The sequence below is a fragment of the Streptomyces sp. NBC_01717 genome (genome assembly GCF_036248255.1).
In the GTDB taxonomy this organism is placed as follows: domain Bacteria; phylum Actinomycetota; class Actinomycetes; order Streptomycetales; family Streptomycetaceae; genus Streptomyces.
The window spans coordinates 2595147-2615348 of sequence record NZ_CP109178.1 but is presented as its reverse complement, the minus strand read 5'-3'; the positions used below and the strand labels follow the sequence as shown (position 1 = coordinate 2615348).

General features: G+C 70.8%; 16 protein-coding genes, 2 pseudogenes and 1 riboswitch. Of the genes and pseudogenes, 11 read left to right on the top strand and 7 right to left on the bottom strand.

The window, feature by feature from the left end; translation table 11 throughout:
- Positions 1-35 precede the first annotated feature (35 nt).
- The gene (locus OHB49_RS11890) at positions 36-863 is read right to left on the bottom strand and encodes a PaaX family transcriptional regulator (RefSeq protein ID WP_329160123.1); all 828 of its coding nucleotides are present in this window, start codon (positions 861-863) and stop codon (positions 36-38) included.
- Positions 864-867: 4 nt separating this feature from the next.
- A complete protein-coding gene (locus OHB49_RS11885) occupies positions 868-2493 on the bottom strand; it encodes an AMP-binding protein (RefSeq protein ID WP_329160121.1) in 1626 nt (541 codons plus the stop codon).
- Positions 2494-2581: 88 nt separating this feature from the next.
- Between OHB49_RS11885 and OHB49_RS11880 the strand changes: the two genes are divergently transcribed.
- From OHB49_RS11880 to OHB49_RS11840, 9 genes are all read left to right on the top strand, one after another.
- Positions 2582-3742 carry an acyl-CoA dehydrogenase family protein gene (locus OHB49_RS11880; RefSeq protein ID WP_329160119.1) on the top strand — a complete coding sequence of 387 codons (1161 nt, stop codon included), beginning with the start codon at positions 2582-2584 and terminating at the stop codon, positions 3740-3742.
- The gene (locus tag OHB49_RS11875; RefSeq protein WP_329160117.1) at positions 3739-4140 is read left to right on the top strand and encodes a RidA family protein; all 402 of its coding nucleotides are present in this window, start codon (positions 3739-3741) and stop codon (positions 4138-4140) included. Before OHB49_RS11880 ends, OHB49_RS11875 begins: the two co-directional genes overlap by 4 nt.
- Positions 4141-4475: 335 nt before the next feature.
- Positions 4476-7460 carry a Na+/H+ antiporter subunit A gene (locus OHB49_RS11870; protein WP_329160115.1) on the top strand — a complete coding sequence of 995 codons (2985 nt, stop codon included), beginning with the start codon at positions 4476-4478 and terminating at the stop codon, positions 7458-7460.
- Complete coding sequence (locus tag OHB49_RS11865; RefSeq protein ID WP_329160113.1) at positions 7457-8068, top strand: Na(+)/H(+) antiporter subunit C; 612 nt, start codon at positions 7457-7459, stop codon at positions 8066-8068. Before OHB49_RS11870 ends, OHB49_RS11865 begins: the two co-directional genes overlap by 4 nt.
- Positions 8065-9723, top strand: coding sequence for a Na+/H+ antiporter subunit D (locus OHB49_RS11860; RefSeq protein ID WP_329160112.1), 1659 nt, complete (start codon positions 8065-8067; stop codon positions 9721-9723). The genes OHB49_RS11865 and OHB49_RS11860 overlap by 4 nt, the downstream gene beginning before the upstream one ends.
- A complete protein-coding gene (locus OHB49_RS11855) occupies positions 9720-10352 on the top strand; it encodes a Na+/H+ antiporter subunit E (RefSeq protein WP_329160111.1) in 633 nt (210 codons plus the stop codon). Before OHB49_RS11860 ends, OHB49_RS11855 begins: the two co-directional genes overlap by 4 nt.
- Positions 10349-10678, top strand: a complete 330-nt coding sequence (locus OHB49_RS11850; RefSeq protein ID WP_329160110.1) for a monovalent cation/H+ antiporter complex subunit F — start codon at positions 10349-10351, stop codon at positions 10676-10678. The genes OHB49_RS11855 and OHB49_RS11850 overlap by 4 nt, the downstream gene beginning before the upstream one ends.
- Positions 10675-11028 (top strand): monovalent cation/H(+) antiporter subunit G, encoded by a 354-nt coding sequence (gene mnhG, locus OHB49_RS11845; protein WP_030980210.1) that lies wholly within the window; start codon positions 10675-10677, stop codon positions 11026-11028. The genes OHB49_RS11850 and mnhG overlap by 4 nt, the downstream gene beginning before the upstream one ends.
- A 140-nt stretch (positions 11029-11168) precedes the next feature.
- The gene (locus OHB49_RS11840) at positions 11169-12239 is read left to right on the top strand and encodes a PP2C family protein-serine/threonine phosphatase (protein ID WP_329160108.1); all 1071 of its coding nucleotides are present in this window, start codon (positions 11169-11171) and stop codon (positions 12237-12239) included.
- On the opposite strand, the gene OHB49_RS11835 is transcribed toward OHB49_RS11840, so the two are convergent.
- Entirely contained in the window at positions 12214-13707 is a 1494-nt protein-coding gene (locus OHB49_RS11835; protein ID WP_329160106.1) for a DUF6056 family protein, read from the bottom strand. The genes OHB49_RS11840 and OHB49_RS11835 overlap by 26 nt on opposite strands.
- A gap of 263 nt (positions 13708-13970) precedes the next feature.
- Positions 13971-14384, bottom strand: coding sequence for an organic hydroperoxide resistance protein (locus tag OHB49_RS11830; protein ID WP_313939670.1), 414 nt, complete (start codon positions 14382-14384; stop codon positions 13971-13973).
- Between the two features lie 116 nt (positions 14385-14500).
- Between OHB49_RS11830 and OHB49_RS11825 the strand changes: the two genes are divergently transcribed.
- Both OHB49_RS11825 and OHB49_RS45830 read left to right on the top strand, forming a co-directional pair.
- Positions 14501-15010, top strand: a complete 510-nt coding sequence (locus OHB49_RS11825) for a MarR family winged helix-turn-helix transcriptional regulator (protein WP_329160104.1) — start codon at positions 14501-14503, stop codon at positions 15008-15010.
- A gap of 355 nt (positions 15011-15365) precedes the next feature.
- Positions 15366-15508 (top strand): annotated as a pseudogene (locus tag OHB49_RS45830) (iron chelate uptake ABC transporter family permease subunit); the annotation flags it as partial.
- A gap of 196 nt (positions 15509-15704) precedes the next feature.
- Here OHB49_RS45830 and metE read toward each other — a convergent pair.
- The 3 genes and pseudogenes from metE to aceB form a co-directional block, all read right to left on the bottom strand.
- On the bottom strand, positions 15705-18023 hold the full coding sequence (gene metE, locus OHB49_RS11820) for a 5-methyltetrahydropteroyltriglutamate--homocysteine S-methyltransferase (protein WP_329160102.1): 2319 nt from the start codon (positions 18021-18023) through the stop codon (positions 15705-15707).
- A gap of 163 nt (positions 18024-18186) precedes the next feature.
- Positions 18187-18402, bottom strand: a riboswitch (cobalamin riboswitch).
- Between the two features lie 49 nt (positions 18403-18451).
- A pseudogene (locus OHB49_RS11815) lies at positions 18452-18565 on the bottom strand (3-hydroxyacyl-CoA dehydrogenase NAD-binding domain-containing protein); the annotation flags it as partial.
- On the bottom strand, positions 18562-20154 hold the full coding sequence (gene aceB / locus OHB49_RS11810; RefSeq protein ID WP_329160100.1) for a malate synthase A: 1593 nt from the start codon (positions 20152-20154) through the stop codon (positions 18562-18564). The gene aceB and the pseudogene OHB49_RS11815, both read right to left, overlap by 4 nt.
- Between the last annotated feature and the right edge of the window lie 48 nt (positions 20155-20202).

Sequence of the window (20202 nt, the reverse complement as noted above, 5' to 3'; positions counted from 1 at the left end):
ATGATGACCAGTCGGGACCGGGCTGTGCACACGCTTTACGAGCCGCCCGGCCCGCCTCGGACGAACTCCGCCCCCGCGTCCCGCAACCGGGCGTGCAGCAGCCCGAACACCTCCGCCGCCCGGCCCCCCGGCCAGTCCTTCGGCAGCAGCTCCTCCGGCAGCCCCGGATCGGTGTACGGCAGCCGCCGCCAGGAGTCCAGGGCGGTCAGATAGTCCCGGTAGGCGGCCTCCGCGTCCGGCTCCCCGGTACGCGATTCCCAGGCCCGCAGCACCGGTTCGTGCTGGGCCAGGAAGTCCAGGTGGAGCCGGGCGATGGCCTCCAGGTCCCACCAGCGCGCCACCGACTCCCGCGTGGCGGCGAAGCCGAGGTGTTCCCCGCGGAACAGGTCCACGTACGGGGCGAGTTCCAGCCGCTCCAGGGTGTGCCGGGTCTCGTCGTACAGTGCGGCGGGTGCGATCCAGACCCCTGGCGCGGCCGTGCCGAAGCCCAGTCGGGAGAGCCGGGAGCGCAGCAGGTGCCGCTTGTGCCGCTCCGCTTCCGGTACGGAGAAGACGGCGAGCACCCAGCCGTCCCGCAGCGGTGGTGACGGATGTGCGTAGATCCGCCGGTCGCCGTCGTCCAGCAGCTGGCGGGCGTCCTGCGACAGCGCGTATCCGGCCGCGCCGTTCGCGGTCCGCGCCGGTACGAGCAGCCCGCGCCGCTTCAGCCGGGAGACCGAGGAGCGCACCGACGGGGCGTCGACACCGACGGCGTTCAGCAACCGGATCAGCTCGGCCACCGGCAGCGGTGTGTCGCCGGGGGTGCGACCGTACGCACCGTAGAGGGTGACGATCAGGGATCGGGGGGTGTGCAGGTCGGCCACGTGATCACTCTAGGGCCTGGCTCCGGTCCGCCTCGCTACGCAGCCGGAACCGCTGCAGCTTGCCCGTGGCGGTCCGGGGGAGAGCGGGCAGGAACTCGATGACGCGCGGGCACTTGTGCGGCGCCAGTTCGCCCTTCATGTACGTGCGCAGGTCGTCGGCCGACGGTGCGGCGCCCTCGCGAGGCACTACGTACGCCACCACGACCTGGCCGCGCAGCTCGTCCGGCCGGCCGACCACCGCTGCTTCCGCGACCTGGGGATGGCGCAGCAGGGCGTCCTCGACCTCGGGGCCCGCGATGTTGTAGCCGGAGGAGATGATCATGTCGTCGGCGCGTGCGACGTAGTGGAAGTAGCCGTCGCTGTCGCGGGTGTACGTGTCGCCGGTGAGGTTCCAGCCGTGCTGCACGTATTCCGTCTGACGTGCGTCGGCGAGATAGCGGCACCCCGTCGGGCCGCGTACGGCGAGCAGCCCCGGCTCCCCGTCGGGCACCGCGCGGCCGTCCCGGTCCAGCACGCGCGCCTGCCAGCCGGGCACCGCAACCCCGGTGGTGCCGGGGCGGATCGCGTCGTCGGCGGCGGAGATGAAGATGTGCAGCAGTTCGGTGGCGCCTATGCCGTTGATGATGCGCAGACCGGTCCGCTCGTACCAGGAGTGCCAGGTCGCCGCGGGCAGGTTCTCGCCCGCCGAGACGCAGCGGCGCAGCGCGGACAGATCGTGCTCGCCGAGATGGTCGAGCATCACGCGATACGCGGTCGGGGCGGTGAACAGGACCGAGACGCGGTGGGTGGCCAGCGCGGGCAGCAGCTGCCGCGGACCGGCCTGTTCCAGCAGCAGCGCCGAACCGCCGGCTCGCAGCGGGAAGACCACCAGGCCGCCGAGCCCGAAGGTGAAGCCGAGCGGTGGACTGCCCGCGAACACGTCCTCGGGGCCCGGCCGCAGGACGTGGCGCGAGAAGGTGTCGGCGATGGCCAGCAGATCGCGGTGGAAGTGCATGCAGCCTTTGGGACGCCCGGTGGTGCCCGAGGTGAACGCGATCAGCGCGACATCGTCCGCGGCGGTGTCCACAGCCGGGTACGGCCCCGGCCGGAGCTCGGCCAGCCGCAGCAGATCGTCCGCCCCGTCCCCTCCGTACGCGGTGATCCGCAGCCCCGGCACCTGAGCCTTCACCAGATCGTCGACCGACCGGACATCGCACAGCGCATGGCCGACGCGGGCCATCGAGCAGATGGTGGCGATCTCCTGGGATCGCTGCTGTGCCAGTACGGTCACGGCGATCGCGCCCGCCTTCAGCACGGCGAGCCAGCAGGCGGCCAAATGGGGGGTGGTGGGGCCGCGCAGCAGGACCCGGTTGCCGGGGACGACCCCCAGATCGGAGGTCAGGACATGGGCGATCCGGTCGACCCGGTCCTGGAGCTCGCCGTAGCTCCACGTCGGGCCGTCAGGGGTACGGAAGGCGGGGCGGTCGGGTCCGAGACGGGCGACCGTGGTGTCGAGGAGTTCGGCGGCGCAGTTCAGCCGGTCCGGATAGTCCAGCTCGGGGAGACCGAAGACCAGTTCCGGCCACTGGTCCTGGGGTGGCAGATGCTCTCTGGCAAAGCTGTCGATGTGCGCTGAGGTCTTCGGGTCCATAACGGATCGCCCCCTTGTCGCCCTTGGAGCGTATCGTTTGAATGACGGTAGTCAATACTTCGCGATACGATCCAGGAGAGGCGCCGGTATGTCGGCATTCTCGCTCGATCCGTCACAGACCGCCTGGTGCGAGGAGCTGCGCGCCCTGGCCGAGCAGCAGTTGCGCCCCCTCGCAGAGAAGGGCGAACCGGGTCACGTCAACCGCGCACTCGTCGCCGCCCTCGGTGAACTGGGCCTGCTCGACCGGCTGTTCTCCTCCGGAGCCCTCGACCTCTGTCTGCTGCGCGAGTCCCTGGCCCGCGGCTGCACGGAGGCCGAGACCGCGCTGGCCCTCCAAGGACTCGGCTCGTACCCATTGGTCCAGGCGGGTACCCCGGCCCACCGTGAACGCTGGCTCCCCGAAGTCCGCGCGGGCCGCGCGGTCGCAGCCTTCGCGCTCAGCGAGCCCGGCGCCGGCTCCGACGCGGCGGCCCTCGCCCTCAGCGCGGCGCACGCCCGGGACGGCTGGCGGCTGACCGGCGAGAAGTGCTGGATCTCAAACGCCCCCGAGGCCGACTTCTACACCGTCTTCGCCCGCACGACGCCCGGCGCCGGAGCCCGCGGCGTCACCGCGTTCCTGGTCCCCGCCGACCGCCCGGGGCTGACCGGCACAGCGCTCGACATGCTCTCCCCGCACCCCATCGGCGCGCTGACCTTCGACGAGGTGCCGGTCACCCCGGACGACGTACTCGGCGAACCCGGCCGCGGCTTCCGGGTCGCCATGAACACCCTCAACCTGTTCCGTCCCAGCGTCGGCGCCTTCGCCGTCGGCATGGCCCGCGCGGCCCTCGACGCGACCTTGGCCCACACCGCGCAACGCACCGCGTTCGGCGGCCCACTCAAGGATCTGCAGGCCGTCTCGCACCAGGTCGCCGAAATGGCCACCCGCACCGAGGCCGCCCGGCTCCTGGTGTACGCGGCCGCGGCGGCGTACGACGCGGGGGAACCGGGGGTTCCGCGCAGAGCGGCGATGGCGAAGCTGTACGCCACGGAGGCGGCGCAGTACGTCGTCGACGCCGCCGTCCAGCTGCACGGCGCCCGTGCGCTGCGGCGCGGTCATCTGCTCGAACACCTCTACCGGGAGGTGCGCGCCCCGCGGATCTACGAGGGGGCCAGCGAGGTCCAGCGCACGATCATCGCCAAGGAGCTGTACGCGACGGCGCCGACCGCGCAGCAGGAGCCGTCCGGGAACCAGGAGCCGTCCGCATGAGTCCGATCCACCGAATCAATCCCGCCGAGCTGTCCCCGCCCACAGGCTTCTCGCACGCCGTCACGGCCACCGGCAGTCAACTGGTCTTCCTGGCCGGGCAGACGGCTCTTGACCGGAACGGCAAGGTCATCGGCGACACACTGCCCGAACAGTTCACGACGGCCCTCACCAATCTGCTCGTCGCACTGCGCGCGGCCGGTGGCTCCCCGGCCGATCTGGCCCGGGTCACCGTCTACGCCACCGACGTCGCCGACTACCGCGCTCATGCCCCCGAACTCGGTCTGATCTGGCGGCGGTTGGCGGGCCGCGACTACCCGGCGATGGCGGTCGTCGGGGTGGCCCGGCTCTGGGACGAACAGGCTCTCGTGGAGCTCGACGGGATGGCCGTACTGCCGTGAGGAGACCGGACGGGCGTGATCCCGCCGGGTACATCGGTTCGTCGGTGATCGAGGCGAGTCGCGCCTCGGCGCCCTTGCCGGTGGCACCCCTCACCACCCCCCGCGTCTCGGGCTGACGCGGCACCGTCACCCGCCAGTTGGCGAAGCCTGTGCACGCGGGGACGTGACGGTCGGCGTACAGCCGCGTCCGAAGCGGTGTCCTGCATCTGCGCGGCGCGCCGTACGGGTGATAGGAGGTGGGGGATATATCTCTATTCAGTGCCCTATGCCCGTGATGCTTCGCCCAAGCCCCGGACGCCCCCCGCGGGCAGGCGCGGGACGCCCACCGGGGCCGTATGACAGCGCTCATCGTCTGCCACTTCGTCCTCGCCGCGTGCGCGGCCCCGCTGGTACGGCGCCTCGGCAGCCGCGCGTTCGTCGTGCTCGCGCTGCCGCCCGCGGCCGCCACGGTGTGGGCGGCCACGCAGTGGAACACCGCGGCGTCCGGCGGATCCGTGACCTGGTCGTGGCGGTGGATGCCGGCGTACGACGTCTTCGTCGAACTGCGCCTCGACGCGCTCGCCGAACTCATGGTGCTGCTCGCCGCCGGAATCGGCGCGCTCGTCCTGCTGTACTGCGCCTCGTACTTCTCCGACGACGCCCCCCGACTGGCCGGCTTCGCCGGGAACCTGCTGGCCTTCGCGGGTGCCATGCTCGGCCTGGTCCTCGCCGACGACCTGATCACGCTCTATCTCTTCTGGGAACTGACCACAGTCTTCTCCTACCTGCTGATCGGGTACAGCAGCGAACAGAAGCACAGCCGCCGCTCCGCGCTCCAGGCGCTCACCGTGACCACGCTCGGCGGCCTGGCGATGCTTGTCGGCTTCCTGATCCTCGGTCAGGCGGCGGGCACGTACCGGATCTCCGCGATCGTCGCCGACCCGCCGGCCACCAGCCTCGCCATCTCGGTGGCCGTGGTTCTGATCCTTTGCGGAGCACTGTCGAAGTCGGCGATCTGGCCCTTCAGCCTCTGGCTGCCGAACGCCATGGCCGCCCCCACCCCCGTCAGCGCCTATCTGCACGCCGCGGCCATGGTCAAGGCCGGTGTCTACCTGGTGGCACGCCTCGCGCCCGGCTTCGCCGACGTCCCCGTATGGCGGCCCGTCGTCCTGGTCCTCGGCGGAGCGACCATGCTGCTCGGCGGCTGGCGGGCGCTTCGGCTGAACGACCTCAAGCTCGTCCTCGCCTACGGTACCGTCAGCCAGCTCGGCTTCCTCACCCTGCTCGCCGGTATCGGCAACCGCGACGCCGCTCTCGCCGCCGCGGTCATGATTCTGAGTCACGCCCTGTTCAAGGCACCGCTGTTCCTCGTCACCGGCATCGTCGACCATGCGGCGGGCACCCGCGATCTGCGCAGACTCTCGGGCGTCGGCCGGGCGCTGCCGTACGTCTGCGCGGTCGCCGTGCTCGCCGCCGCGTCCATGGCCGCACTGCCCCCGCTGCTCGGATTCGCCGCGAAGGAGGCCGCGTTCGACGCGCTGCTGCACGGCGACGCCGCGGACCGCTGGGCGCTCGCCGTCACCGTGGCGGGCTCGACGCTGACCGTCGCCTACGCCGTACGGTTCGTCTGGGGCGCGTTCGCCCGTAAACCCGGCGTCGAGGACACCCCGGTGCACCGGGTCGGCTGGGCGTTCCTCGCCCCGCCCGCCGTGCTGGCGCTCTGCGGCCTGGTGCTCGGGCCGGGCGTCGGCCGGGTCCAGCGGCTGCTCAGCGCGTACGCCGACGAGTTCCCCGTACCCGCGCATCCGTACCACCTCGCGCTCTGGCACGGGTTCGGCACCGCCCTGCTGCTCTCGGCCGTCGCCACGGTCGGCGGTGCGGTGCTCTTCGCCGGGCGTACCACCGTGACCCGGCTCTCCCGGCGGATCGCCTGGCCGACCGCCGACCGGGTCTTCGGCCGTCTGCTGCTCGGCCTGGAGCGGACCTCGCTGGAGATCACCGGCTTCGTCCAGCGCGGCTCGCTCTCCGGCTATCTCGCCATCACTCTGCTCGTCATGCTCGCCGGACAGCTCGCCGTGCTGGGGGTGGACCGGCCGTGGCACGGGGCTTCGGCGCCGCGGCTCTGGGACGTTCCGCTGCAGGGCGCCGTGGCTGTCCTGACCTGCGCGGCCGCGCTTCTCTGCCTCACCGTCAGCCGCCGGATGAAGGCGGTGGTCCTGGCGGGGCTGACGGGGTACGGCACCGGGCTGCTCTTCGTCGTCCAGGGCGGCCCCGATCTGGCGCTCACCCAGTTCTGCGTCGAGACGGTGTCCATGGTCGTGTTCGTGCTGGTGCTGCGGCGGATGCCGGTGCACTTCCAGGAGTCGGTCAGTACGTGGCGGCGCGCGGTACGCATTCCTGTGGCGCTGGCCGCGGCCGCCACCTTGAGCGTGGTGGTGTGGGTCGCGGCGGCCGCACGTACCGCCGACCCCGCCGGGGCCGCCATGGTCGAGGAGACCGCGCACCACGGGCTCAAGGACGTGGTCGCCACCATCCTGGTCGACCTGCGGGCCTGGGACACGATGGGGGAGTCCGCCGTGCTCGCCGCCGCGGCGATCGGCGTGACCAGCCTGATCTATCTGCACCGCCGGGCGGACGGATCCGGGCTGCGCGAGGAGGTCCCCGGGCGTACGGCCTGGTCGCTGACGGAGCGCGGACTGACCGGCCTTCCGCACGGCGACGAGGGCGCGCCCGAGCGGAGCTGGCTCGCGGCGGGCGCCACGCTCGCCCCCGAACACCGGTCGGTCGTCTTCGAGGTCGTGGCCCGGCTGCTGTTCCATCCGATCCTGGTGCTCTCCGTCTACCTGCTGTTCTGCGCCGAGAACATGCCGGGCGGCGGGTTCGTCGCCGGACTCGTCGCCGGTGTCGGGCTGATCACCCGCTATCTGGCGGGCGGCCGGTTCGAACTCGCCGAAGCCGCACCGCTGCAGCCGGGGCTCTTCACCGGCCTCGGGCTGTTCATCTCCACCGGAGTGGCGCTGCTCGGCCTCGCCGACGGAACCGTGCTGCACGCCTGGACATATCACGGCCGGCTGCCCGTGTTCGGCCCGTACCACCTGGGCACGCCGGTCCTCTTCGACTTCGGTGTGTACCTCCTGGTGCTGGGCGTGGTGCTGGACATCGTGCGCGCACTCGGAGCCAAGATCGACCGTCAGATCGAGCGGGCCGCCGCGGAGAAGGCCGCGGCGGAGAACGCGGCGGGGGAGAAGAAGGCGCCCCCGGGGGAAGCGGGACCGGGAGCCGAGCCCGATCCGGAAGCAGGACCGGGCACGGCGCCCGAGGCCGGAGGTGCACCCGGATGACGGTCAGCGCCTCTCTTCTGGCCACGGCCGCCGTGCTGTGTGCCGTCGGCGGCATCCTCATGCTCACCCGCCCCCTCACCCGCATCCTGCTCGGTGCGGTGATCGCGGGCAACGGCATCAACCTGCTCGTCCTGTCCGCCACGGGATCGGCGGGCAGGGCGCCCCTCCTGTACGGCGTCCCGCTGTGGCAGGTCACCGACCCGCTGCCGCAGGCCATCGCTCTGACCGCGATCGTCATCACGCTCGCCACCACGGCGTTCCTCCTCGCGATGGCGTACCGCAGCCACCAGTTGACCGGTACCGACGAGGTCCACGACGACCTGGAGGACCGGCGTATCGCGCTGCGCGCCGAGGTGCTGGGGGAGCGGGACGAACTGCGCGAGCAGTACCGGTCCGCGTCCGAACGCACGGCGGAGGAACGCGCCCGGTACCGGGAGGAACGCAAACGCCTCCGGGCCCGGCTCCGCGCCGACCGCGCCCTCCAGGCCCGCGGCCGGGACGCCGGCGGAGACCTCTGGCACGACGTGCTGGGCGCCGACCCGCAGGACTACGCCGAAGCCCGTACCGAAGCCCCTGCCGCGGACGCGAACCGAGGAGACACCGGGTGAACGCACTCGTCCCGCTGCCGGTGCTGCTGCCGCTCTGCGCCACCGGCCTGAGCCTCGCCTTCGGCACCCGGCTCAAACAGTTCCAGCGCATGATCAGCGTCGCCGTGCTCACCGCCGTGCTCGCGCTCTCCGTCGCCCTGATGATCGCTGCCGACTCCGGCGGCCCCCTCACCGTCCACCTCGGCGACTTCGCCCCTCCCCTCGGCATCACCCTGGTCGCCGACCGGCTGTCCGGGCTGATGCTGACCGTCTCCTCGGCCGTCACCCTCTGCGTGCTGGTCTACTCCCTCGGCCAGGGCATGGCCGACCGCGACGAAGAGACACCCGTGGCGGTCTTCCACCCCGCGTATCTGATCCTGGTCGCCGGAGTCTCCTGCACGTTCCTCGCCGGTGACCTCGTCAACCTCTACGTCGGCTTCGAGATCATGCTGGTGGCGAGCTTCGTGCTGCTCACCCTCGGCGGCACCGGCCCCCGGGTGCGGGCCGGCTCCACGTACGTGATCATCTCGCTCTTCTCGTCGATGCTGTTCCTCACCGCGATCGCCATGACATACGCGGCCACCGGCACCGCCAACCTCGCCCAGCTGGCCCAGCGGCTGGGCGAACTCCCGCTCGGCGTACAGACCCTGATCCAGGCCATGCTGCTGACCGTGTTCGCCATCAAGGCAGCCGTGTTCCCGCTCGCCGCCTGGCTCCCCGACTCGTACCCCACCGCACCCGCCCCCGTCACCGCCGTCTTCGCGGGCCTGCTCACCAAGGTCGGCATCTACTGCATGCTCCGTACGGAGACCCTGCTCTTCCCCGGCAACCGGCTCGGCGACCTGCTGATGGCGGCCGCGCTCGCCTCGATGATGATCGGCATCCTCGGAGCCGTCGCCCAGACCGACCTGAAGCGGCTGCTCTCCTTCATCCTCATCAGCCACATCGGCTACATGGTCTTCGGTATCGGCCTCGCCTCCCGCGAGGCGTACGGCGGCGCGATCGTCTACGTCGCCCATCACATCACCGTCCAGACGACGCTGTTCCTCGTCGCCGGACTGATCGAGCGCCGCACCGGCACCACCGAACTCACCCGGATCGGCGGACTGGCCAGAGCCGCCCCGTTGCTCGCCGCCCTCTTCTTCGTGCCCGCCATGAACCTCGCCGGGATCCCGCCGCTGTCCGGCTTCATCGGCAAGCTCGGCCTCATGCGAGCCGGTGTGGCCGACGGCGGCGTCTGGGCCTGGATCCTCGTCGTCGGCTCGGTGGCGACCAGCCTGCTGACGCTGTACGTGATGGCCAAGGTCTGGAACCTGGCGTTCTGGCGGGCCGCACCACCCGGCCAGGCCGCGGACGGCACCGTCCTGGAGTCCGACGACGAGAACGGCGGCGACGAGGACGCCGACGAAGGCCCGGACCGCATTCCCGGCACCGGCGACGAACCGATCCTCCACCGGCACCAGCCCGCCGGGCTCGCGGTCGCGGCCACCCTCCACGGTCATGCCGTCACCACCACGACGAAGCTGCCGACGCTCATGACCGCCGCCACTGCGGCAGCCGTCGCCCTCGGGCTCTCCTTCACCGTGCTCGCCGGACCGCTGACCTCGTACACCGACCGCACGGCCGCCGAAATCCTCGCACGCTCCCCCTACATCGAGGCGGTGCTCGGCCGGTGAAACGCTGGATCACCCTGTCCTACCGGAACCCGGAACTGCCGCCCTTCAGCTGCGAATTCGCCGGCCGTCGACGGCGCGTCCTCGACCTTCCGCTGATCGCCTGGCTCACCGTCATCTGGGTGCTGCTCTGGTCCAGTCTGAGCTGGGCCAATGTGGTGACCGGCGTCGTCGTCGCGGTGGCGGTCTGTCTGGCCTTCCCGCTGCCCCGCGTCGATCTCGGGCTCCGGCTCCACCCGTGGGGCATCGTGCTGCTCGCCGGTTATCTGCTCTACGACATGTACACCTCGGGCGTGAAGGTCACCCGGCAGATCTTCGTCGACCATCCGCACCGGGCCGCCGTCATCGCCGTACCGCTGCGCTGCCGCTCCGACCTGATGCTCGCGGCGACCGCCGTCGCCGTGTCGAACGTGCCCGGCGGATCCGTCGTCGAGGTACGCCGTGCCACGGCCACCGTCTTCGTCCACGTCCTCGACGCGGACCGGCCCGCCGTGCTCGAGGCGGCCCGGCGCTCCGTCTGGCGGCTGGAGGAACTGACGGTACGGGCCTTCGGCACCCCTGACGAGATCGTCCGGGTGGCCGAACCACCACCGCCGACGCCGCGGACGGACGGGGCGGGGGCGGGCTCATGAGTGCTCCGGAGACCGTCGACCGGGTCCTTCTCACCGCCGCCGTGGTGGTGCTCGTCATTGCCGGGGCGGCGCTGCTCGGCCGCATCTGGCGCGGCCCCTCGATGCTGGACCGGGCGATCTCGCTGGATGTGTGCGCCGCCCTCATCATCGCCGGCCTCGGCGCCAAGTCCGCCGTCGCACGCGACGCGTTCTATTTCCCGATCATGCTGGTGCTGGCCTTTCTCGGCTTCACCGGCTCGGTGGGCATCGCCCGCTTCATCGCCGTACGCGACCGGCCGAGGAAAGCCGTACGCGACCGGACGAGGACCGAGGAGGAACCGGAGTGAACGTCTGGCTCCAGATCGTCGACACGACCGGTGCGCTACTGGTCTTCATGGGCGCGGCCATCTGCCTGCTCGGGGTGATCGGCATGCTGCGGCTGCCGGACGTCCTGTCGCGCAGCCACGCCGCGACGAAGCCGCAGAGTCTCGGCCTGCTGCTGGTCCTCGCCGGAGTCGCACTGCGCCTGCGCAGCGGCATGGACCTCGCCACGCTCGCGCTGATCGGGTTCTTCCAGCTGATGACCGGACCGGTCGCCGCGCATCTGGTCGCGCGATCGGCGTACCGGACCGGTCAGATCGACCACGGCGAGCTGCTTTTCGACGAACTGGACGCACAGCTGACCGAAGAGCGCTGAACCCGGGAGAGTCGACTGCAGCGGCCGGACCCACCTACGAGGCGAGCCGGACATCACAGGTGTAAGCAGGAGATATGCGCTTCCGGCACAGCGTCACCCGCTTCACCTCTCCGTGGCGCCCTACTCATGGACTCCTCATCGTGCCGCTCGCGATCATCGCGACGACAGCGCTGATCGACATCAACACCCCGGAGACCATCCACCTCGGTCCGTTCCTCATCGCGGCGCCCGCGCTCACCGCCGCGTTCGCCGGCCCCGGACTGACGGCGGCCGTCGGGGCGCTGGCGGTCGTGGCCCAGATCGTCATCGCCGCGCTGCACGGCGGCGTCTCGACACCGAACCACGAGGCGCAGATCGCCGCCGTCCTCGTGATCTCCGTGTTCCTCGTGGTGTTCCGCGGGTTGCTCGACCGGTACGAGCGACAACTGGGCCGGGTGCGCTCGGTGGCGATCGTCGCGCAGCAGGGCCTGCTCCGCCCGCTGCCCCGCCGGATCGGACCGCTCAGCATCGCGTCCGTGTGCATCGCGGCCGAGTCGGGGGCCCAGATCGGCGGGGACCTGTACGCGGTGGTGCCCGCCCCGGGCGTGACCCGCATGGTGATCGGCGACGTCCGGGGCAGTGGCCTCCCCGCCTTCGGGGACGCCGCGGTGGTGCTGGGGGCGTTCCGCGGGTCGGCGTACCGGAACCTCTCGCTGCCCGGTGTCGTGTCACACATCGCCAACGCCTCGTACTGGAACATGGCGCAGCTCGCCGAGGTGGAACCGTGCTACAACGAGTCGTTCGTGACCGCGCTGGTGCTCGACGTCCACGACGACGATCACAGCGTTCAGCTGGTGAACTGCGGGCATCCCCCGCCGATGATCCTGCGCGCCGGGCACGTACGGACACTGGAGGTCAGCGACCCCGCGCTGCCGCTGGGGCTCGGCGCCCCTTCGGAGAGCGAGTACCAGGTCGAGACATTCGACTTCGGACCCGGCGACCTCCTGCTCCTCTACACCGACGGCGTCATCGAGGCACGCGACCGCAAGGGCACCTTCTATCCCCTCGCCGACCGGCTCGCCGCCTGGACGGGGACCGGCCCCGAGCCCCTGGTACGCCACCTGCACGACGACCTGTTGCGCCACGTCGGCGGGCGCCTGGGCGACGACGCCGTGATGATCGCGGTCACGAGGACATCCGGTGACGTCAGGGGAGCCGCAGCGAGTAGGTGACCCGCTCCAGGTGGTAGTAGTCGGCGACACAAGGGGCCGGCCAGACCCTTCGCCCGTGCTGACGGAACGGCTCCACCATTCCGGCGACCGACACGGGCGTGTACGGGAGAACCCGGTCACCGGCCGCCACCCGGGCCCGCATCCATCGGTCCTGGTGATCCCACTTCACAGCCCGGACGCGCATGTCCGCTTCGAGCCGCCACAGTGGGACGGCAAGTGCGAGGCACACGGCGACGCACACCGCCGCACCGGCCGCCTGCACCGCACCGGTGTGCCGTGTCCGCTGCCCCAGGGCAAGTCCCAGCAGCGCACCGGCACCGACGAGTACAGCGATGTACAGCAGGAGGTAGTCGTTCCAGATCCGCGTAGAGGTTGTCACGCTCTCCCCGAAAACGGGATACGCGACGAGCGTGCAGAGGTACCCGGAGAGGAGAAACGCGAGAACGGCCAGGAAGGCCAACCGCCGTCGGCGCACCGGCAGGACGACGTGCCGCCCGCCCGGCCCCCTGATCAGGAGTCCCAGCAGGAGCCCGGCCGCGACCGCGCCCAGATAGGCCCACGTCGTGAGGAGCGTCCCGAGAATGTGCCCGAAACCGCGCAGGGACCCGAGGAGCGAGTCCGGCGCGAGGAAGGACACCCCGTCCGTGCCGAATCGCCCCCGCCGGATCCGGGCACCCGGCGACGTGTAGAGCACGAGCGTCCCGATCCCGGTTCCCGCCATCCCCGTCAGGCACCAGCCCCGTGCATAGCCACGGCGTTGCCCGGCGAGGACCAGAAGAACGGCCGACAGCACGACGAGCGCGACGACGGACGTCTCCTCCGAGAGCGTCCCGATGCAGAGACCGGCCACGAATACCGTGACCAGCGCAACGCGCCGCCCCCGGCGGGACCGGGCCCGGAGCAGCGGCAAGGCCGCGGCACAGGCGAGCACCGGGGCCATGGTGTGCGAGACGGACGCGGCGGGCCAGTAGAACGTCTTGTACGTATTGGGCGTCGCGAACAGAAAGACGGCCGTCACCATCGACGCCACGAACAACGGGACTCCACGCGGCGCCGTGAGACCGGCCCTGCGCAGCGCCGATACGGTCACCGCCCACAGGATCCCCAGCATGACGCCCCCGCTGACCAGCCCGAACCACTGGTGCCCGGCGACACCGAACCTCGCGTACGCCCAGACCAGTACGGCATTCGTGATCCGGCCGTTGTCCCCGAGATAGAACTTGCCGACCATCCCCGAGAGACCTTCGTCGCGTACGACGGGCAGGAAACACCACTCGTCGCCCCCGGGGCGGACCCACCTTCCGAACCACACCGCCACACCGAGGAGTCCGAGCGGCAGAAGACAGAGTGCGGCCGGCCGGCGACCGGTCCGGGGCCGTACGGCTTCCGCGCCCTCCGCCCCACCGGCGACCGGCCGCTCCCTCTCGCGCGACTGCAGCCCGGTCGGAACCGGGCCGGCGGCCGTCATTGCGATTCCCCTGCCGTGATCATTACCGCTATCTGATACGGCGAGGCGGCCTGCCCGGGCCCCGCACACGCCATTCGGCCCCAGCTCCATGCGAATGGCGGACGCCCATGCACACAGGTCCCCGGCACCGGCCGCGGACCTCATCATCGAACCCTGACCCCGCTCCTGCGAGGGCAAGCGGCAGAGCCGGCTCCACCCCGCTCGCTGTGCGAGCGGGGTGGAGCCGGCTCAGGGCGAGGCCGGCCCGTCGCCCCCAGGGTCAGCTACTCGATGACGAGCTCGACCGGGATGTTGCCGCGGGTCGCGTTGGAGTAGGGGCAGACCTGGTGAGCCTGCTCGACCAGCTTGCGGCCGGTGGCCTCGTCGACGGTCTCGGGCAGCTCCACGCGCAGCGTGACCGCGAGGCCGAAACCCTCGCCCTGCTTGCCGATGCCGACCTCACCGGTCACGGCGGCGTCGCTTACGTCGATCTTGGCCTGACGGCCGACGAGTCCCAGGGCGCTGGCGAAGCAGGCGGCGTAACCGGCGGCGAACAGCTGCTCAGGGTTCGTGCCCTGGCCGCTGCCGCCCATCTCCACCGGGATGGCCAGCTGCAGATCCAGCTTGCCGTCGGAGGTGACGGCGCGGCCCTCGCGACCGTGGGTGGCAGTGGCGACGGCGGTGTAGAGCGCTTCCATGGAAACCATTCCTCTCGAAACTCATGTTCCGGCGGCGCTGCCCGCCGCTCAACTCCAGGAAAGCACACAACTGAGTTGTGCACAACTCAATGGCATGCGGGGTTATGCTGGGATCCATGACCTCCAGTCCGAGCCGCGAAGCCCCGTCCGAGGCCGACTACCTCCGCCTCGACCAGCAGATCTGCTTTTCCCTGAACGCCGCGTCGCGTGCCTTCGGCAGCGTCTACCGCGTGCTCCTCAAGGACCTCGGACTCACCTATCCCCAGTACCTGGTGATGCTGGTGCTCTGGGAGCACGGCGAGCTGCCGGTGAAGAAGCTGGGGGAGTACCTGCGACTCGACTCCGGCACGCTGTCGCCACTACTGAAGCGCTTGGAGACGGCGGGCCTGGTACGGCGCGAGCGCAGCACCCGGGACGAGCGCTCGGTGCACATCCACCTCACGGACGAGGGCACTGCGCTGCGCGAGCGGGCGCTGGCCGTGCCGCGCCGGATCGCCGCGGCGACCGGCTTCGACCTTGACGAGATCACGGATCTGCAGGGCCGCCTCAACCGACTCGCGGCAGCGCTGAACGCGGCGGCACTGGACGAGGACCTGAGCTGCGCCGACAGGGAGTTCGAGAAGTAGCATCACTTGCTGCTCCGGGTCTTGTTCTGCCCCATGGTGTGGGACGAGCCCGGCCGCGTAGTCGGACACCGGTGCCTGCCCGGGTCTCCATCGCGTGCTCGGCGCCGTTGATCGACAGCGTGACCCTCACCGGGCCGGGACCGCGTTCCGGCAGGACGGGGGCCTCGGCAACCCGGGACGGGATATGCGGTGCAGTCACTGGCGGACCTCCTCGGTTTTCCGATTCATCCTGTTTCATCGCAAACCGGGCTGCCACTCGGGTGCCCGGTCGGCAGGGTCCCGAAGTTCAGTCCGTAAGGCGTCCGGAGGAGGTCATCGTTCGGCCGACGGCTTCCGGACGCGGCCCTTGATGTGGGCAGCGGCCGTGGGTGACGAGACCGCTGCCGCGCTGGGGGTGGACGCGGGGAGGCTGCCGCAAGGAGCTGCTCCTCCGCGGCCGTCACGGGGGCGGTCGTCGCGGTGAGCGGCGCGATCGGCTTCGTCGGGCTCATGGTTCCCCGCACGCTGTTCTCACGCGGACCTGGTGGAGAGCCCGCGCAATCCCGCAGCCATAACCTCACTCGCCACGGACCTGAGGAACTTCCAGTACGGAACCGATGGATTTGCCGGCTGGGTGTGACAGCCCTGCGTGAAGGCGGGGGAAGGGGCCGAGAGGGACGTGCATCCACCACACCCTCTCGGCCTTCGACTCATGTCAGGAGTGCGGAAGTTCCGAGCGGACCGTGCGGGCGGCGGAGACCAGGTTCTCCAGCGAGGCACGGGTCTCGGGCCAGCCGCGGGTCTTCAGGCCGCAGTCGGGGTTGACCCACAGGCGCCCGGCCGGGATGGCTTCAAGTCCCTTCCGAAGGAGGGCGGCCGCCTCCTCGGCGCTGGGCACGCGCGGGGAGTGGATGTCGTAGACGCCGGGCCCGGCCTCGCGCGGGTAGCCGTGGGCGGCCAGTTCACGTGCGACCTGCATGTGGGAGCGGGCTGCCTCCAAGCTGATGACGTCGGCATCGAGGTCGTCGATGGCCTGGACGATGTCGCCGAACTCGGCGTAGCACATGTGGGTGTGGATCTGGGTGTCCGGACGTACGCCGCCAGTGGTGAGGCGGAAGGCTTCCGTGGCCCAGTCCAGGTAGGCGGGGCGGTCGGCGATGCGCAGGGGAAGGGTCTCGCGCAGGGCGGGTTCGTCGACCTGGATGACCGAAGTGCCCGCTGACTCCAGGTCGTTCACCTCGTCGCGCAGGGCGAGCGCGACCTGGCGCGCGGTATCGCCGAGCGGCTGGTCGTCGCGGACGAAGGACCAGGCGAGCATGGTGACCGGACCGGTCAGCATGCCCTTGACGGGTCGGTCGGTGAGGGAGTTCGCGTACGAGGTCCAGCGCACCGTCATCGGTTCCGGCCGGGAGATGTCGCCCGCGAGCACCGGGGGGCGGACATAGCGGGTGCCGTAGGACTGGACCCAGCCGTGCTGGGTGGCGAGGTAGCCGGTGAGCTGCTCGGCGAAGTACTGCACCATGTCGTTGCGTTCGGGCTCGCCGTGCACCAGGACGTCGATGCCGGCCTCCTCCTGGAAGGCGAGGACGTCGCGGATCTCGCTCTCGATGCGCTGCTCATAAGCGGCAGTGTCGATGCGCCCTGCGCGCAGATCGGCACGGGCGGTGCGCAGCTCGCTCGTCTGCGGGAACGATCCGATGGTGGTGGTGGGCAGCGGTGGCAGTTCGAGGTGGGCGCTCTGGGCAGCAGACCGTTCCTCGTACGGCTGGGAGCGGCGGCCGTCGGCGTCCGTGACGGCGGCGGCCCTGAACCTTACAGCCGGGTCGTGGGTGATCGGGGAGATCGCGCGGGAGGCGAGGTAGGCGCGATTGGCGGCGAGCTCCGTGGCGATGGCGTCGGTGCCCTGAGCCAGGCCCTTGGCCAGGGTGACGATCTCGTCCGTCTTCTGCCGGGCGAAGGCGAGCCAGCGAAGGACCTGCGGATCGATGTCCCGCTCAGCCGCAGCGTCGATCGGTACGTGCAGGAGGGAACAGGAGGCGGCCACATCCACCTGATCGGCGAGGCCGAGGAGCGCGCCCAGGGTGGCCAGGGACTTCTCGAGGTCGTTGATCCAGATGTTGCGGCCGTCGACCACTCCGGCGACCAGGCGCTTGCCGGTGAGTCCGCCCACCGAGGCCAGCGCGTCGAGGTTGGCGGCGCCGGCGCCGGTGAAGTCGAGGGCCAGGCCCTCGATGGGGGCTTTCGCCAGGACGGGCAGGGCGTCGCCGAGCCGGTCGAAGTAGGAGGCGACGATCAGCTTGGGGCGGTCGGTCAGGCCACCGAGGTCGCGGTAGGCACGGGCGGCGGCGTTCAGCTCGGCCGGCGAGCGGTCCTGGACCAGTGCGGGCTCGTCGAGCTGCACCCAGTCGGCACCGGCCGCGCGCAGGTCCGCCAGCACCTCGGCGTAGACGGGCAGCAGCCGGTCCAGGAGGGTCAGCGGTTCGAAGTCCGCGGCCACGCCGGGAGCCGGCTTGGCGAGCAGGAGATAAGTGACCGGACCGACGAGTACAGGCCGGGCGGCGAGGCCGAGAGCGATCGCCTCCTTGAGCTCCCCGACCTGCTTGGTGGAGTCAGTGGTGAATACCGTTTCGGGTCCCAACTCAGGCACCAGGTAGTGGTAGTTGGTGTCGAACCACTTGGTCATCTCCAGCGGCGCCACGTCCTGGGTGCCCCGTGCCATGGCGAAGTAGCCGTCGAGCGCGTCGGCTTCGACGGCCGCACGGTGTCGCTGAGGGACGGCGCCGACCATGACGCTGGTGTCCAGGACATGGTCGTAGTACGAGAAGTCACCGGTCGGCACCCCGTGGATGCCTGTGTCGGCCAGTTGCTGCCAGGTGGACCGGCGCAGATCCGCCGCGGTCCGACGGAGGGCGTCGGCGGTGACACGGCCCTTCCAGTAGCCCTCGACGGCCTTCTTCAGTTCCCGGTTCGGGCCCTGGCGGGGGTAGCCGTACACGGTGGCCCGTGCTGCCGCGGCTGCGGTCTTGGCTGTCACGGAAATCTCCTTCGCGAGATGACTCCTGAGGATCCCGGAGACGGGACACGGGCGCGAAGGGATGACGAACCGGACGGACGGGACTCGCGCCGTCGGCGCGGTCGTCCACCTGGTATGTACGCCGACCCGCCCACGAGGTCACCGGGATATCCGCACGCGATCGGTCACGTACGGGCAACGGGCAGGTCTTCGGACTCGCGGGCGCACCTGCCGAGGCAGATTCCTACTGGCCGTCGCTTCCCGGATCCGACCGGATCCAGTGCGTATGACGGCGGTCGTTCCCACTCACCGCTGCGGGGCAGTCCCGGATTTCCACCGGGTTCCCTCTTGCGACGCGCCTGCCTGGCGGACAGGGCGAACCAGCTGCACCGGCCAGACTAGAGGTCAGGCCGCTCCTGAGGCGCCGCTGTTCACATTCCGGGACAATGCGCGTCCACTTCGCACACGACGATGTCCAGGCCGGGCCGCGCGCACACCTCTGCGATGCCGGTGCCCACCCCACCGCCGCCGACCACGCCGACCCGGCGGATGTCCCGGCTCATGACCGTGCCTCCGTGCGCTCGACGATGTGTTGCGTGTAGGCGTCCGGGGTGAAGAAGAGCGGCAGCTCAGCCCTCAGAGCGTTCTGCTCGAAGAGCATCCGTACCTCGTCGAGAGCTGCCCAGGGGTACTCGGCGCCCAGGGCGGCGAGCTCGTCGTCCAGCAGCTCCAGCACCGTCTCACGGCCCACCACGCGATGCCGCAGCCATTGCCAGATCTGCACGCGGGCGATCTCGGCTGTCGCGGCATCCTCCATCAGGCCGTGCAGGGCGACCGCCCCGCTGCCGCGGAGCCAGGCGTCGAAGTACCGCAACGCCACCGCGATGTTGGTACGGACGCCCTCCGGGGTGGGCGGACCGCTGAGCTTGCGCACCGACAGGAGGTCCTTCGCTGTCACTTCCACGTCCTCGCGGGTGCGTTCGATCTGATGGCTGCAGTCTCCGAGGACGCCGTCGAAGACCTCACGGCAGACGGGAACGAGTCCTGGATGGGCGACCCACGAGCCGTCGAAGCCGTCCTCTGCCTCGCGTTCCTTGTCCAGCCGGACCTTGGTCAGCGCCACCTCGTCGGCGGCCCGGTCCGTGCCGGGCACGTGGGCGGCCATTCCCCCGATGGCGTGGGCGCCGCGCCGGTGGCAGGTGCGCACGAGCAGATCCGTGTACGCGCGCATGAACGGGGCGGTCATCGTCAGCGTGGCCCGGTCGGGCAGCAGGAAGTCGGTGCGGTGGCCGAACGTCTTGATCAGGCTGAAGAGATAGTCCCAGCGTCCGGCGTTGAGGCCGGAACTGTGCTCGCGCAGTTCGTAGAGGATCTCCTCCATCTCGAACGCGGCGGTGATCGTCTCGATCAGGACCGTGGCGCGGACCGTGCCGCGGTCGATGCCGAGCAGCTCCTGCGCCAGGACGAAGACGTCGTTCCAGAGACGGGCCTCGTAGCGGTTCTCCAGTTTGGGCAGGTAGAAGTACGGGCCCGAGCCGGCATCGATCTGGCGCCGTGCGCAATGAAAGAAGTACAGACCGAAGTCCACGAGTGCAGCCGGCACGGGTCCGCCGTCGAACTCCAGGTGCTCCTCCGCAAGGTGCCAGCCCCGCGGGCGGACCGCGATCGTCGCGACGTGGTCGCCGAGCCGGTACTCCTTGCCCTCGGGGGTGCGGAAGTCGATCCGGCGCTCCACGGCATCGAGCAGATTGAGCTGACCGCCGATGATGTTGTGCCAGGTGGGGGAGGTGGCGTCCTCGAAGTCCGCCATCCACACGTTCGCCCCGGAGTTGAGGGCGTTGACGGTCATGCCGCGGTCGGGAGCGCCGGTGATCTCCACGCGGCGGTCCGCCAGCCCGGGACCGGGCGGCGCCGCGCGCCACGACCGGTCCGAGCGGACGGAGGCGGTGGCGAGGGGAAAGTCGAGAGGGGATCCGGCGGCGAGCCGGATCGCCTGTCGTTTGCGCTCCTTCAGGAGGTCCTGGCGACGCCCCCCGAAGGCAGCTGCGAGCCGGCCGACGAAGTCGAGGGCCGCGGGGGTCAGGATCTCCTCGTGGCGATCGCCGGGTGCCGCGAGGACCCGGACGCGGTGTGTCACTGCGCTGGTGGACATCAGGTTCTCCTGGTCGGGGGAGCGGAGCGAGAGCCGGCACGGAGACGG